The organism is Algibacter lectus (assembly GCF_004368925.1).
GTDB lineage: Bacteria > Bacteroidota > Bacteroidia > Flavobacteriales > Flavobacteriaceae > Algibacter > Algibacter lectus.
The window spans coordinates 720,969-736,547 of the sequence record NZ_SORL01000008.1; the positions used below are offsets into that span (position 1 = coordinate 720,969).

Annotated in this window: 11 protein-coding genes; 3 read left to right on the top strand and 8 right to left on the bottom strand. The window is 35.2% G+C overall.

What is annotated here, in order from left to right; all coding sequences use genetic code 11:
* The first annotated feature begins 1 nt into the window (after window position 1).
* A complete protein-coding gene (locus DFQ06_RS11470; protein ID WP_133967816.1) occupies window positions 2–2,410 on the top strand; it encodes a TonB-dependent receptor plug domain-containing protein in 2,409 nt (802 codons plus the stop codon).
* Between the two features lie 17 nt (window positions 2,411–2,427).
* Here the strand turns inward: DFQ06_RS11470 and DFQ06_RS11475 are convergent, their stop codons facing one another.
* Window positions 2,428–4,911: a T9SS type A sorting domain-containing protein gene (locus DFQ06_RS11475; protein WP_133967818.1), complete on the bottom strand. Its 2,484-nt coding sequence runs from the start codon at window positions 4,909–4,911 to the stop codon at window positions 2,428–2,430.
* Window positions 4,912–5,192: 281 nt separating this feature from the next.
* On the opposite strand from DFQ06_RS11475, the gene DFQ06_RS11480 reads away from it, so the two are divergent.
* Window positions 5,193–5,669, top strand: coding sequence for a regulatory protein RecX (locus DFQ06_RS11480; protein WP_042504014.1), 477 nt, complete (start codon window positions 5,193–5,195; stop codon window positions 5,667–5,669).
* A gap of 85 nt (window positions 5,670–5,754) precedes the next feature.
* Here the strand turns inward: DFQ06_RS11480 and DFQ06_RS11485 are convergent, their stop codons facing one another.
* From DFQ06_RS11485 to uvrC, 7 genes are all read right to left on the bottom strand, one after another.
* On the bottom strand, window positions 5,755–6,255 hold the full coding sequence (locus DFQ06_RS11485) for a DUF6646 family protein (RefSeq protein ID WP_042499523.1): 501 nt from the start codon (window positions 6,253–6,255) through the stop codon (window positions 5,755–5,757).
* Between the two features lie 61 nt (window positions 6,256–6,316).
* Window positions 6,317–7,177 (bottom strand): cupin-like domain-containing protein, encoded by an 861-nt coding sequence (locus tag DFQ06_RS11490; protein ID WP_074937468.1) that lies wholly within the window; start codon window positions 7,175–7,177, stop codon window positions 6,317–6,319.
* Between the two features lie 230 nt (window positions 7,178–7,407).
* The gene (gene hppD / locus DFQ06_RS11495; RefSeq protein WP_133967820.1) at window positions 7,408–8,568 is read right to left on the bottom strand and encodes a 4-hydroxyphenylpyruvate dioxygenase; all 1,161 of its coding nucleotides are present in this window, start codon (window positions 8,566–8,568) and stop codon (window positions 7,408–7,410) included.
* 32 nt (window positions 8,569–8,600) lie between these two features.
* Window positions 8,601–9,077: a CCC motif membrane protein gene (locus tag DFQ06_RS11500; RefSeq protein ID WP_052416286.1), complete on the bottom strand. Its 477-nt coding sequence runs from the start codon at window positions 9,075–9,077 to the stop codon at window positions 8,601–8,603.
* A 249-nt stretch (window positions 9,078–9,326) separates the two neighbouring features.
* Window positions 9,327–10,484 carry a homogentisate 1,2-dioxygenase gene (locus tag DFQ06_RS11505; protein WP_133967822.1) on the bottom strand — a complete coding sequence of 386 codons (1,158 nt, stop codon included), beginning with the start codon at window positions 10,482–10,484 and terminating at the stop codon, window positions 9,327–9,329.
* Between the two features lie 234 nt (window positions 10,485–10,718).
* Window positions 10,719–12,950, bottom strand: a complete 2,232-nt coding sequence (locus DFQ06_RS11510; RefSeq protein WP_235925873.1) for a patatin-like phospholipase family protein — start codon at window positions 12,948–12,950, stop codon at window positions 10,719–10,721.
* A gap of 62 nt (window positions 12,951–13,012) precedes the next feature.
* Window positions 13,013–14,812, bottom strand: coding sequence for an excinuclease ABC subunit UvrC (uvrC, locus tag DFQ06_RS11515; protein WP_133967824.1), 1,800 nt, complete (start codon window positions 14,810–14,812; stop codon window positions 13,013–13,015).
* Window positions 14,813–15,153: 341 nt separating this feature from the next.
* Between uvrC and DFQ06_RS11520 the strand changes: the two genes are divergently transcribed.
* Window positions 15,154–15,579, top strand: a complete 426-nt coding sequence (locus DFQ06_RS11520; RefSeq protein ID WP_133967826.1) for an ATP-dependent zinc protease family protein — start codon at window positions 15,154–15,156, stop codon at window positions 15,577–15,579.

A 15,579-nucleotide genomic window follows, 5' to 3' on the forward strand; every position in this document is an offset into this window, starting at 1 on the left:
CATGAAGTCTTTTTACATTATATTTTTCGTTCTATTTACCTGTGTAAGCTTTGCTCAAAACGTAAAAGTGCTTAACAAAACTACGCAAGAACCAATTTTTGGTGTCGCTATATATAATGTTGATAAATCGAAATCTGAGATTACAAACTTTAGAGGCGAAGCTTCCTTAAGTGAGTTTGATGAAGGTGAAGACATTTATTTTAAACACTTATCGCATGTTTTAAAACAAACCACTAAGTTTATCATTGGTTCTAGAAACAAAATATATCTAGAATCTAACACTGAAGGCCTTCAGGAAATTGTAATATCAGCTTCAAAATTTCAGCAAAACAAAAGAGATATTCCTCAAAAAATAGTAAGTCTAAACAGTAAAAATATACAGTTTACTAATCCGCAAACAAGTGCCGATTTATTAGAAACTACAGGCCAAGTTTATGTGCAAAAAAGTCAAATGGGTGGTGGTAGTCCAATGATACGTGGATTTTCAACCAATAGGTTGCTTATCACGGTAGATGGCGTGCGCATGAATAATGCCATTTTTAGAGGAGGAAACCTTCAAAATGTAATAGCTATCGACCCATTTTCAATTCAAAATACCGAGGTAACACTTGGTGCAGGTTCGGTAATTTATGGTAGTGATGCCGTAGGTGGTGTTATGAGTTTCTATACGCAAAAACCGCAATTGTCTTATACAGATTCACTTTTAGTAAAATCGAATGTTGTAGCGAGGTATGCTTCTGCAAGTAACGAAAAAACAGGGCATTTCGATTTGAATTTAGGTTACAAAAATTGGGGTTTTGTTACTAGTGCGAGTTATACTGATTTTGGAGATTTAAAAATGGGAAAAAATGGACCTGATGATTATTTAAGACCCGAATATGTTGTTACAACTGCAGAAGGAGATATTGTTCAAGGAAATAGCGATCCTTTGGTTCAAAAATATTCTGGTTACAATCAGCTTAATTTAATGCAAAAAGTGAGGTATGAGCCTTTAGAAAATTTAAGTTTCGATTTAGGTTTGTTTTACACCACATCATCAAATATTCCAAGATACGATCGTTTAATCAGATATCGTAGTGGTACGCTGCGTTCTGCAGGATGGAATTATGGTCCACAAAACTGGTTTATGTCTAATTTACAGGTTACTAAATTAAGCAGTAATTCGAATTTGTATGATAAAATTAAAGCAACCATAGCTTATCAGAATTTTGAAGAAAGCAGAATGGATCGTGATTTTCAATCGTCTATCAGGAGTATTCGAGAAGAAGCTGTAGATGCTTACTCCTTTAATTTAGATTTAGAAAAAACTTTAGATTCCAAAACACAATTTTTTTATGGTTTTGAGTACGTTTATAATAAAGTAACTTCTAGTGGAGAGGATGAAAATATCGATAGTAATACATTAGAACTAACTGTTTCGCGTTATCCAAATGGAGCAACATGGCAATCTACTGCTGTGTATTCTAGTATAAAATATAAGCCGAATACTAAATTTGTATTTCAGTCAGGTTTACGTTTTAACCATGTGGTTTCTAAGGCCGATTTCACCGAAAATAATGTCTATTTAAATTTACCTTTTACGGTTTCTAATAATGAAGCAGGTGCACTTACCGGAACCGCTGGAGTGAGTTGGACTCCAAACAAGATGATGCAATGGAAATTAAATGCATCGTCTGCTTTTAGAGCTCCAAATATTGATGATATTGGTAAGGTTTTCGATTCTGAACCAGGATCTGTTGTAGTGCCTAATGATAATTTAAAGCCTGAATATGCTTATGGTGGTGAAGTGGGACTGAAGTTGAATTTTAACGAAAGCCTTATTTTAGATTTAAACACGTATTACACGTATCTGGATAACGCCTTAGTGCGTCGCGATTATAGTTTAAATGGTGAAACTGAAATTATGTACGATGGTGAGTTAAGTAACGTACAAGCTATTCAAAATGCATCTAAAGCTTGGATTTACGGGTTTGAAGTTGGGTTGAAGTATAAACTATCTAAACAACTCGAGCTTACTTCGCAATACAACATTATAGGTGGTACAGAAGAAGATGAAGGCATTGAAGTTCCAATTAGGCATGTTGCACCATATTTTGGAAACACACACATTACATGGGCTAAAAACAAGTTGAAAGTTGATGCTTTTGCAAATTATAATAACGAATTATCTTTTAATCAATTAGCGCCTTCGGAAATTGAAAAAGATTATATCTATGCTTTAGATGCAGATGGCAATCCCTACTCGCCAGCTTGGTATACGCTTAATTTAAGAACGCAATATCAATGGCGTAAATCAACATCAATTTCGGCAAGTATAGAAAACATAACTAACCAGCGTTACAAAACCTATTCGTCTGGAATTGCAGCCGCTGGAATAAATGTTATTTTAGCATTAAAGTATAGCTTGTAATTTCGGTGTAAACCTAATTATCTTTTTATAGCTTTTTTAGTGATTATTACTCCTGTAGATAATTCCGCTTTAGCGAGATAAATACCTGTTTTTATATTTGGAATATTAAATGTTTCCGAACTATTTCCGCCTTTAAATTGATATACTTTTCTACCAAACAAGTCGTAAATAGCAATCGATTTTAAAGTAGCACTCGTTCCTGTTTTAAAGGTAACACGGTCGCTGTCATGTTGAATAATTTGGAAAGCACTTTCGTTATTAATAATATCATCAACTGTTAGTGTGTTTTCTTCTTTGAACACTACTTCAAAACGATCTGTAAATGCTCCTGTTTCTGAGGTGAAGTTGTAATTGCCATCCGATAGGTTATGGGTAATGTTTAGTAAATTATCTTTTAAATAAACCGTGTTATTGTTTAGAAAATCACCTTGTAGTTTATCGATAGATAAGGTATATGGTATTTCATTATTAATATAATTAGTAAAGCCGAGATTTATAACCTCTTCTTCATTAATACTTTCAACAGCTTTACCTTGTATGGCAAACTTTTTATTAGAGTTACCGATAGTAGAATATAAAGCTGCACCCGAATTGGTTGGGTATTTGGTAGCATCAAAAGTTAACCCATCATCTTCATTAGTTGCTCCATTTACATAGGCTATTAAAATTTGATTATATACTCCAACTTCTGATGTTAAGTTAATCCATAGCTTATCTGCAATATTTGTGTTTTTAGATGATGTTCCTTTGAAAAAGACACTATTAGCTGCTACATCGGTTACGCGCATTGAGTTATTGAATGTGATAACGCCTTCCGATATATCTCCAGTAGTAGAAATGGGTATCGCCCCATCTGAAAAAGCTACAAAGAAACCTTGCCCCGAAGAAATTGCTCTGTTTGAATTAGATAATGTAGCAGCAGTTGTGCCATCGCCACCTGTAGTTTCGCCAGATGCATTTATAATAGAGTAATCATCATTAGAAAAGTTTAATGGTTCGTTGCCATTAGTGGTAGCCGAAGGTAGTGTGTTTTGAGACCATAAAAATATAGCGCCATTTATGTATCCTGATCCGGCAACACTAGTAGAAATATTACTATTGGCTGCTAAAAACAAATCGGCATCAATCGCTGATGGGTATGGGTTCCCAATAAAGTTCCAGTTAATATCGTTAGTTTCGGAGTCGTTTCTGTGAATAGGCACAGATATTACACCATTGTTAAATGGCCCACTAAAAATATAATCAAATTGATAAGAAGGCCCTCCTGGACCCGCAAAACCAGCAGGGTCGTGCATTGCTGCGTATCCAACGCCGGGTTGCATAACGGTTGTCCCATTTACGTTAAACCAATCGTCTCCATTGTCGTCAATATCATCTTGTCCGGCAACAGTTGCATTGTTGTTGTTTGTTTCTGCAGTAGCATCCAGAAAATTTTGCGCATTGAATGAGTAGCGTCTGTTCGATTTAGCCTCACTCAAACCATTATCAATATCGGCATTGGCTACAGGCGAACTCCAGTACGTGTATTCGTACCAATTGTTTAATGGTGCTGTTGTTTTAGTGACTTCAACCGTACCCAAAACATCGACTAAACCGGCATCGCTATTTTGAACAAAGGCACCTTGAGAAGCCACATATATAAATGCTGTTGCTTCTACTGTTAAGTCGTTTTCTACTTCAACAAAAGTACCATCACCAATAGTTAAAGTATTTCCAGAACTAACAGTTAAACTGCAGGCTTGAAAGCTTGGTAAACTATTTGTGTCATAATCGTCGTTTAAAATAACTTCAGTGGTTAGGTCTGGTGTGGAACTCCAGCTACTTCCATTCCATGTTACAGTTGAAGCACATGGCGAACAAGAGAAAGTACAATCTCCTAACGTTAATAAACTATTCGAGGTATTCCAGTTTAAGTTATCCGATACGGCTGATAAAATAAGAGCAGGATTAGATTCTATTGAGCAATCATATTTTGCATTTCTGGTTTCTCCCAGAGCGACTGCATTTACACCATTACTTAAGCCTGGTGGTAATGCCGAAGTGTTAGAGCTAGTGGAGTTAGACCAACCAGTTGAATCAGATATAATGGCATAGATGAAAGTTGGGCTTGAATCAACACCTTGATATGCTAAAATTTGATCTCCGGCTGTCGCTAAAGCAAAGCTGCCGGATGTTGTTAATGATCCAGTGGAAGGTGTAAGGCTTCCATTATTAATTATGGTTACTGTGGTTCCGCAAGGTAAATCGGTATTTGCTACCCAAGTAATTGTGCCCTCATTGGAGCGAAATGCAGGGGCTGGAAAAGCAGAAGTGTCCCATCCGTTATCAGTAAATTTAATAGTTGTTGTATTCGTAATATCTGTGAGTAAAACAAATGTAAATTCATCTGGCGTATCAGAATTAAAACCAGTAATTACAATATCGCCAGCACTTAATGTTGTTTGCCCAAAGCCAAAATCAAAGGCTAAAAGCATTAATATTAAAAGGAATAATTTTTTCAAAATTCTTAGGGATTAAAAGGTTCTCTTCATTGCTTTTTAGGCAATTAAATCGAACTAAAATAAAGAATTATTAGTTAATAAGGTTTTTTATCTAGATGTAACAGCTGTTTTTTAGGTTGATTTGCAAATAGCTGTCGATGAGTGATTTGATGTTTTTGATAAAAATAAAAATTTAGTTGCTTGTTTTCCTTAAGGCTAGAAAGTTTAAAGCTGGGTGTGGCGATTATTAAAACTGTTCTAAAAGCCACGTTTATTTAATCTAATTGTTATTTTTGTTACCTATGCAACGTTCCACAAAATCTTATACTTTAGAAGAAGCTACCAGAAAAATGGAGCATTATTGCGCATACCAAGAACGTAGTCATTACGAGGTTAGGCAAAAGCTAATTAGCATGAATATGATTCCTGAAGTTATCGATGTGGTTGCCGTACACCTTATAGAACACAACTTCCTTAACGAAGAACGATTTGCAATGGCTTTTGCACGCGGAAAGTTCCGTATTAAGCGTTGGGGTAGAGTGCGCATATCTATGGAACTCAAGAAAAAGCATATTAGTAAAGTAAATATAAATAGAGCACTTTTAGAAATTGAAAACGAGGATTACATTGAGACTTTCAATGAGTTAGCCGAAAAAAAAGTAGAAACTCTAAAAGAGAGCGACGTTTACAAAAAGCGTAAAAAGTTTGTCGATTATTTTCTTTATCGTGGTTGGGAGTCTCATTTGGTTTACGAGAAAGCACACGAAATCATTAAATAAAAGCATAAAAAAAAGCTGATAGAAATTATTTCTATCAGCTTTTTTTATAAAAGTTATCCTTAAAAAAGTAAGGGTAAACTATATATTATAAGTTGAAAACAGCACCTAAGTTAACTGTAAATTGATTGTGTAAAGTTTCAGAAGCTGTTAACGTTCCAGATTTATATTTAGCGAAAGGCGCATTAAATTCTGTATAAACACCAAAGCCATCAGAGAAAAAATAACGAGCACCTAAGTGACCACCAAAGTTTTTAAGTCCAAGACTTAAACCAGGATAAACATCAAAGTTTTCATCAACATTAATAACATTACCAAGGTTAGCATTAAAACGAGCTCTTAAGTCAAAACGTGTATCAAAAGCATCATCCAAAATAACATCGTTAACGCTTAAAAGGTATGAAGTAGAAAAACCAACTGAAATGTTTTCGCCAACACCAAAATCGTAACTTAAATTAAGTCCAGTGCCATTATCTTGTAAGTTAGCACCAACTTGGAATTTATTATCACCTTTACCTTCAAATGCTTGCGAATGTGCAAACGATACGCTAAGTACAACTAATACTAATAAAATTAAATTTTTATTCATGATTTGAGTTTTATTTAAGTCGGCAAAGATATTACAACTTTTTTAAAATCAAAGGTTTAATTTACAAATGCTTGTTTGTGCGTAGTATGGCCTGTTCATTTTTCCAATCAATCCATTTTTGCCCTTTAATTCTACGCATTAAATTATCGTAATTACGCATAATAAATACATTGTAAATCGCTTTGCCAAAGTGTTTTGGGTTTCTAGCAATAGCACGCAAACTCATAGAAAAACCAGGGGTTATGTAGCGCATATAATGCCAATAACCTTCGGGCATATAGAGTACTTCGCCATGGTTAAGTTCCGTTTTGTAACCATTTGCTTTTTTTAACGCAGGCCATTTTTCAAAATCCGGATTATTAAAGTCTATATCCTCGCGAGTAATTAAAGCGTGAGGCACTTTGTATAAAAACTTATTCTGCTTTTGGTCAAACAAAATACACTGCTTTTTACCCTCAAAATGAAAGTGAAAAATGTTAGCCAAATCAATATCATAGTGCATAAACGTATGCGAGTTCTCACCGCCAAAAAACAACATCGGTATACCTTTCATTAAACGTAAACCAAAATCAGGAAACGTAAAATCTTTCTGTAAAACAGGAATCTCCTTTAAGGCATTCCACAAGAATATCCTGAATTTAGTGGGCTCGCGCTTCAATAAATCAATGTAATCGGCAAGTTTCATTTTGGCATGTGGCTCATTAAAACCATCTTTAAAATCCACAGGCCTATCATCGTAAAGTGGCACGGTAATATTGCCACCCACTTGCTTCATGTACTCCAAACTCCATTTAGAATACGCAGGCCAGTCATCGATAAAATGCTCGATAACCACAGGCTTTTGCGGTGTAAAATAGTGTTTTATAAAATCCGATTTCGTAATATGTTTTACGCGCGGAATATCCTGTAAGTTCAACGTCAAAGCTTGTTTGTATTCGGGGTCAAAGTTAACAAAACGTTACCAATTTAAAAATACTAATTTGGGCGTTACCCGAAAAGGGTCGCGCTTTCACTACTCGCTCCTCCTAAGGTCGGGAGCTCAAACAGGCCGTTCAATCGCTAACGCAAAAGAAAACCCGTCTTGTTTTTCTAGAAAGAGACGGGTTTTAAAAATATTAAATAATAACAAACGTTGTATGGTTGAGGTTAAAATTAAAGTGTGCCTCTTTTAGCTTGTTCACGCTCAATAGATTCAAAAAGTGCTTTAAAATTACCAGCACCAAAGCCTTTAGCTCCCATACGTTGTATAATTTCAAAAAATAAGGTCGGTCTATCTTCCACGGGTTTTGTAAAAATTTGAAGCAAATACCCTTCTTCATCAGCATCAATCATGATACCTAGTTTTTTTAGGCCTTCAATATCTTCACGAAGTTCGTGGCTGTAAGCCTCTAATCTACCTGGTACGGCTCTATAATATTCCTCTGGCGGAATCGATAAAAATTCCACACCATTAGCTTTTAGTTGGCTTACTGTTTTTATAATATCATCTGTAGCAACGGCAATGTGCTGCACGCCTGCACCTTCATAAAAATCTAGATATTCCTCAATTTGCGAGCGTTTTTTACCTTCCGCAGGTTCGTTTATCGGGAATTTTATACGGCCGTTACCGTTACTCATTACCTTACTCATTAAGGCCGAATATTCGGTATGAATTTGCTTATCATCAAACGATAAAAAGTTTACAAAGCCCATAACATCTTCGTAAAATTTAACCCAAGTATCCATTTGGTTCCAGCCTACATTGCCCACCATGTGGTCTATGTATTTAAGTCCGGCAGGTTTTGGGTTGTAGTCAGAATTCCATGCTTTAAATCCTGGTAAAAAAGTACCGTTATAGTTTTTGCGTTCTACAAACATGTGTACCGTTTCTCCGTAAGTATAAATACCGGCCCTAACAACTTCGCCATGTTCGTCGGTTTCAACGGTTGGTTCCATATACGATTTTGCTCCTCGACTGGTAGTTTCTTGGTAAGCTTTTCGGGCATCTTCTACCCAAAGAGCAACTACTTTTACGCCATCGCCATGTTTAACAATGTGTTCGTTTATTGGCGATTTACTGTTTAAAGGTGTGGTTAGAACTAGTTTGATTTTATCTTGGGTAAGCACGTAGCTTACGGAATCTGTAGATCCGGTTTCTAAACCTTTATAAGCATGCGATTGAAAACCGAATGCTGTTTTATAAAAATGAGCTGATTGTTTCGCGTTACCAACGTAGAATTCTACATAATCGGTACCAAGAAGTGGTAAGAAATCTTGTGCGCCTTCAAATATTTTTTCTAATCCGTAGTTTACTGATTCTATATCTTTACTCATGATATCTTATTTATTAGTTGTGGATTTGTGTTTTATTCACCGCTATCGTTGGGTTCTATGAGTTCTTCAACCTCTATGCTGTCTATAGTAGTTTCAGATTCGTAGTATTCGGTATCACTAAAAATAGTATCCGATTCATATTCGTAAATTTCCTCTGTCTCGAAGTTGTCAAAGTTTTTAAATTCATCAAAAACACCTGTAGACCACATGGTGCCGTAGAATATAAGTGCACCTATAAACATAAGCACTATAATACCGTTAAAAACAATGGCAATTATGTTTAGCACGCGTGCCGTTGAGACGTTACTTCTAGTTTGTGGTGTATAGACATCTGGATTGTTGCCAAATTCTTTTAAACTTCTATTGGCGCTCATTAAACCAATAATGGCTATTATTAATGGGATAATGGCAAAAATGCCATAACAACAACAGCCTGCAAAACCTAATACTAAGGCTACAATACCTAATACTAATGAACTTGGATCGGCTGGTAATTTACTGTAATTCATAATAATTTACCCATAATTAAACTTCTTGTTTAGAAGGTGCTCAAACAGGGGATTTGAGTGTTTTTAGGTTAAGCCTTTTTATTGGCGGTTAGGTTAGCCCTGATTGCAGCGACATCCTTTTTACAAAGCATTATAATGTTCTAAACTTTGTGTTTTACTAAATTTTTAATGAAAGTAATAAAACTTAAATAATAGACAAGTGGCTTTGTTAAAAGATATAGCGGAAAGCAGGATTAGCTTCTTATTATTTTATTCTAACCAGGATTTATAATAGTTCTCGTCGGCAATTTTCATGGCTTCTTCGGTTAGCATGAGTGGTTTAAAGGTGTCTACCATTACAGCGAGTTCGTTGGTTTTGGTTTTGCCAATACTACGCTCGGTGGCTCCTGGGTGTGGACCGTGTGGAATACCTGCAGGATGCAGAGAAATATGACCTTGATCGATATCGTTACGACTCATAAAATCGCCGTCTACGTAATATAAAACTTCATCGGAATCGATGTTGCTATGGTTGTATGGCGCCGGAATAGATTGCGGATGGTAGTCGTAAAGTCGCGGCACAAAACTGCATATTACAAAGGCATCGGTTTCAAAAGTTTGGTGCACCGGTGGCGGTTGGTGTATGCGGCCTGTTATGGGTTCGAAATCGTGTATGGAAAAGGCGTACGGATAATTGTAGCCGTCGTAGCCCACAACATCAAAAGGATGAGAGGCGTAAACCATTTCTATAATATCGTCTTGTTTTTTTACTTTTATTAAAAAATCTCCATTTTCGTTATGGGTTTCTAATTCTACCGGACGGCGAATATCACGTTCACAAAATGGAGCGTGTTCCAAAAGTTGCCCAAACCAATTGCGGTAACGTTTTGGTGTGTAAATTGGGCGACGCGATTCTACTATAAAAAGCCTGTTGTCTTCGGTGTCGAAATCTATTTTATAAATAATACCACGCGGAATTAAAAGATAATCACCGTATTTAAAATCCAGGTTTCCTAAGTGTGTGCGCAGTTTTCCGGTGCCTTTGTGCACAAAAATAAGCTCGTCGGCATCGGTATTTTTATAAAAATAGTTTTCTGTAGATTGTTTTGGTGCTGCTAGAATAATAGCGCAATCGCTATTTATTAAAACGGTTTTACGACTTTCTAGATAATCGTTTTCTGGTTTTACTTGAAAGCCTTTTAATCTATAAGATTTTATATTGTTTTTTAATGCAATTTTTGGAGCAACACTGTATTGGTTTTTTATTGCTTTTACTTGTGTTGGTCGTTGTTCGTGGTAGCTATTGGTTGCCATACCATCGAAACCAATGGTGCCAAAAAGTTGTTCGGCGTACAAACTGCCGTCTGGTTTTCTAAATTGTGTGTGTCGTTTAGGAGGAATGTTTCCTAGTTTATGATAAATAGGCATACTTTTTAGAATTATAAGTTAATAATTAAACGTTTTAAAGCGTGTGGCTTTAAACTTTAAAAAAGTGATTTAAATATACAATAATGCCTGCTTATTCAGGATTTCTCTTGATAATAAAATTAAGGTGCTGAAGTAAATTTGCCCAAAACAGTGTCATATTACCACAAATATCGTAAAATTTTAAATTATAACTCGTAAAATAGAATTTATTTTGAATAAATCGTAATCGTTGGTTTAGAACCAAAAACCTAAATTAAAGAACCAGATGCTTTGGCCTAACTCGGGCGCATAACTGTATTTTACTTGTAGCGGACCTATAAGGGTTTCCATGGCGTAACCTAAGCCGTAACCGCGATTGTCTGGAAGTGAGAACCATTCGCCAGAGTCGAAAATATCGTCGTCTATGTTGGCCCAGTTGCCTTCTAGCGTAATGTGATGTTTTTTGAAAATTTCATAATCGGCAATAAAAGATGCCTTTACGTAGCTATTCCCCGTAAGGGAAATAAAATCGTGACCAATAAATGGTATGAAGTTGTTTATTAGGTTGTTACCGTATCCTCCAAGTGCGAAATCTAAGGTTTTGGTCGATTTGTTACCGGTTTTAAAACCACCACTTGTTTTTATATTGAATGCTAAATTGTGTGATGCGCTAAAGGCATAGCCTAAATCTGCTTTAGCAATAGAGAAGTTATCGAAATCTTTATTGAAGTTAGAGGCAAATAAGTAGGTGTGTAAATCGCCATTAAAATACACGCCTTTTTTAGGGAAATATTTGTTATCGTAGGTGTCTAATTTAAGGTTTCCGAAAACACTTAGATAATCTGTTTTTTCGAATACATATTCTTCGTCTGGACTATCTGTTAAAAAAGTTTCTGAGCTTAGTTCTAAACGCTTGTGTTCTGCTCCTATACTGAATGCAAAATCTTTTCTGAACAATGTTTGTAGATAAAATTGATTGGTTTGATCATCCAATTCTGTTGCTATTTTGTTTAACCCGGTGGCGTCTATTTCACTGTCTTCCAATAATAAACTTGCGCTTACGTTTTTATTAAATGTATTGAAACTAGAACGGAAACCAACACTCCAGTAAAAACCTTTGTCTATTAAATAATCGAAATTATAACGCACATTATCGCCTAGAATAAAATCGAAAGAAGCGATATCATTTTTAAATAGTAATCGTTTTTTAGTGATGTTTACTAGAATGGCGCTTTTGTATAAATCATCAAAATGGATACCAAGTTTTAAAAACGTTGTGTTTTTAGTTTCGGTTAAATGCGTTTCTAAATCGTAAGTTTCAGAAGCTCCTGTATGTTTTAATTTATATTGAAAGGAATCGAAGTTATTGGTTGCTACTAAATTGTTCACTCCTTCTATAAAATCTGTGTAGCTTATTTTTCCGCTTTGCTTTAATTTTAACTTTCCTAAAACATAGGCGCGTGTGTAGCTTTTATTGCCTTTTATTGATAGGTTGTTTATGGTAATACTATCTGGTACTCTTTCTTTAAGTTTTTGTTCTTTTTTTCTTAGAGGTAAGTTTTTAAAGTCTTCTAGGTTTGCTAATGTGGCTATTTTTCCACTTTCAATAATTTCTCGACCTTCATTAAAAGATACCACGTTGTATTCTTTAATATTTGGTTTTATGTAAATATCGGTAAGCTTGGCTTTTAATTTCATGTCGTTTACCGTTCTGAAATTATTTATTTGAAGCAAAACATCGGGAGCCGAGGTGAGTTCGTCGCGTTTTAAAAGATCGTCTTGTACATCTACACCAATAATTTTATCCATGCCTTTAGCACGTAATTCTCCAATAGGGTAGTTGTTAATTACACCACCATCTACAAGTACATCGCCATTAATTATAACCGGCTGGTAAAGTGATGGAAGCGCGCTACTCGCCATAATAGATTGTGTTAAATCGCCCGATTCTAAAACCACTTGGTTACCCGTTTCTACGTTTGTGCCAATACAAAAAAACGGAATAGGTAATTTGCTAAAATCGCTAGTTTCGTTTATAGATAGCGTTAAGGTTGAAAATAAATTATAAGTGTTTTGACCACGAGAAAGTGCAGATGGTAATTTAATTTTAAAATCGTCGAAGGGTAATCTTACCGCATATCTTTCGGCATTATCACGTTCGTAAAAGGCCTTAGAAGCTCTTGGCAAATCATCGTTTATAAGTTTATCAAAATTTACTTGATGAAAAATAGAATCTAGTTGATTACCCGAATATCCCGAGGCATAAAGTCCGCCAATTACGGCGCCCATACTTGTGCCTGCAATATAATCTATCTTAATACCTAAACTGTCTATAACTTTTAAAACACCAATGTGGGCAAGCCCTTTTGCTCCACCACCACTTAATACCAAGCCTACTTTTGGAGTCTTTTTTTCTGTTTTGTTTTGCGCTTTCGCGGAAAGGCCAACGAACAGAATTAGGAGTAATATGGTGGTTTTTTTTATCAATGTTTTTTATTTTAACGGGTGTATGTTTAATAATAATATTTTACTGATAATTGGTATTCTATTTAAGTCTCCTTTTCGTGATAAAAGGTGTAAATTTTTGAGGCTCTCGATACGCCAACAACATCTTCTAGTTCGTCTAGTTTAGCATTTGCTACACGTTTTGCCGATTTAAAATGTTTCAATAATTCTACAATGGTTTTATCGCCAATACCCGGAATGGTTTCAAGCTCGGTATTTAAAGCTGACTTACTACGTTTATTACGGTGATGCTCAATACCAAAACGGTGGGCTTCATTTCGTAATTGCTGAATTATCTTTAGAGTTTCACTTTTTTTATCTAAATATAAGGGAATTGGATCGTCTGGATAGAATAATTCTTCTAAACGTTTTGCGATTCCTATAATAGCAATAGTATTTCGTAAGCCTAATGCGTCTAAACTTTTTAATGCTGAAGATAGTTGTCCTTTTCCACCATCTATTATTATTAGTTGTGGTAAAGGTTGTTCTTCTTCAACTAAACGTTTGTAACGACGGTATACAACCTCTTCCATAGAAGCAAAATCGTCTGGACCAACTACGGTTTTTATATTAAAGTGGCGATAGTCTTTTTTACTGGGTTTGCCATTTTTAAATACAACGCAAGCGGCTACAGGGTTTGTGCCTTGGATATTCGAGTTATCGAAACATTCAATGTGGCGAGGTTCTTCAGAAAGGCGTAAATCGGCTTTCATTTGTGCCATAACTCTGTTGGCATGCCTATCTGGATCTACTATTTTTATTTGTTTAAAACGTTCCATACGGAAATACTTAGCATTCCGAAGTGATAGATCTAAAATATGTTTTTTATCGCCCAATTGTGGTACTGTAACTTTTAAGTTTTCGCCTATATTAACTTTAAAGGGAACGTAAATTTCTTTAGAATTAGAATCGAAACGTTGTCTGATTTCTGTAATCGCGAGTTCTAGTAATTCTTGGTCGGTTTCGTCTAGCTTCTTTTTAATTTCTAAAGTATGCGAACGAATTATGGAGCCGTAGGATAATTGTAAAAAATTGATGTAACCATAGCCTTCGTCGCTCATGATAGAGAATACATCTACATTACTAATTTTTGGATTTACAATGGTAGATTTAGCTTGGTAATTTTCTAAAACCTGAATTTTCTCCTTCATTTTATGGGCTTCTTCAAACTGCATGTTGTCTGCTAAATCGCGCATTTGCTGTTTAAATTGCTGTAAGGAGTCTTTAAAATTTCCTTTTAAAATTTCTTTTATTGCTACTATGTTTTTGTTGTATTCTGCTTCGGTTTCGCGGTTTTCACAAGGGCCTTTGCAGTTGCCTAAATGGTATTCTAAGCAGACTTTATATTTGCCTGAATTTACTTTATCTTGAGATAAGTTAAAGTTACAGGTACGTAAACTGTACAAGCCTTTTATTAAATCTAAAAGCGTATAAACGGTTTTACCACTGGTGTATGGTCCAAAATAATCGCTACCGTCTTTAAAAACACGTCGTGTAGAAAACACGCGTGGGAAACGTTCGTTTTTTATGCAAATCCATGGGTACGATTTATCATCTTTTAATAAAACATTGTATCGCGGCTTGTACTTTTTTATCAGGTTGTTTTCCAGTAGAAGTGCATCGGTTTCGGTATCGACCACAATGTGCTTTATGTTGGCTATTTTTTTTACCAACACGCGAGTTTTACCGTTATCGTGGGTTTTAGTGAAATAGGAGGTGACCCTTTTTTTAAGGTTTTTGGCTTTACCAACGTAAATTATGGTATCATCTTTATCAAAATATTGATAAACACCAGGTTGATTTGGCAGGGTCTTTAATTGTATGTCTAAATCAGGGGTATCCATTGTTTCAAAGGTAATTATTTTATTGATGTTTTTTAGATAGTAATCTCACGAATTTATACGAATAGATGTTATAACTTATGCTTGTTAATTTATAGGTAGAAATTATTTTTTAAAAATGTTTTTTGAATTGACTAATTGTATATTTTCGCCACTTTTAAAAACGCTTCTAGTTTGCTAGGATGTGTTTTGTTTATTGACGAAAATTGATGTTTGCAGATGGGCTTGCGTTAGGGATTGCAGCATTGTTGGAGCTCTTTTTGTGTGGTTGCACCTATGCAACACAAAAAAGCGACTGCGGAAAGCCCGACCCTTGTGGTAACGCCCAAAGAAATAATTGAAAAATGAGTAAAAAGATTTTAGGTAGAACCGATGTTTTAGATTTTCCTGCATTAGGTTTGTTTAATATTGATGTAAAAATGGATACTGGTGCTTATACATCGGCAATACATTGTACGGAAATAATTGAAGAAAATAATGTGCTAAAATGTGGTTTTAGTAGTGATGTACATCAAAATTTTGGTGATACGGAAATTGTGTTTACCGAATTTTCACGAACTAATGTGAAAAGTAGTAACGGTTTTAAGGAAAATAGATATAAAGTAAAATCTGAGGTGGTAATCTTTGGTAAAACATACAAGATTAACTTAACTTTAAGCACGAGAAGCGATATGAAATATCCGGTGTTGATTGGAAGACAATTTTTAAAACAAAAATTTTTGATCGATGTGGATTTGGAACAAGTTTCTTTTAAAATGAAAAAACAATAA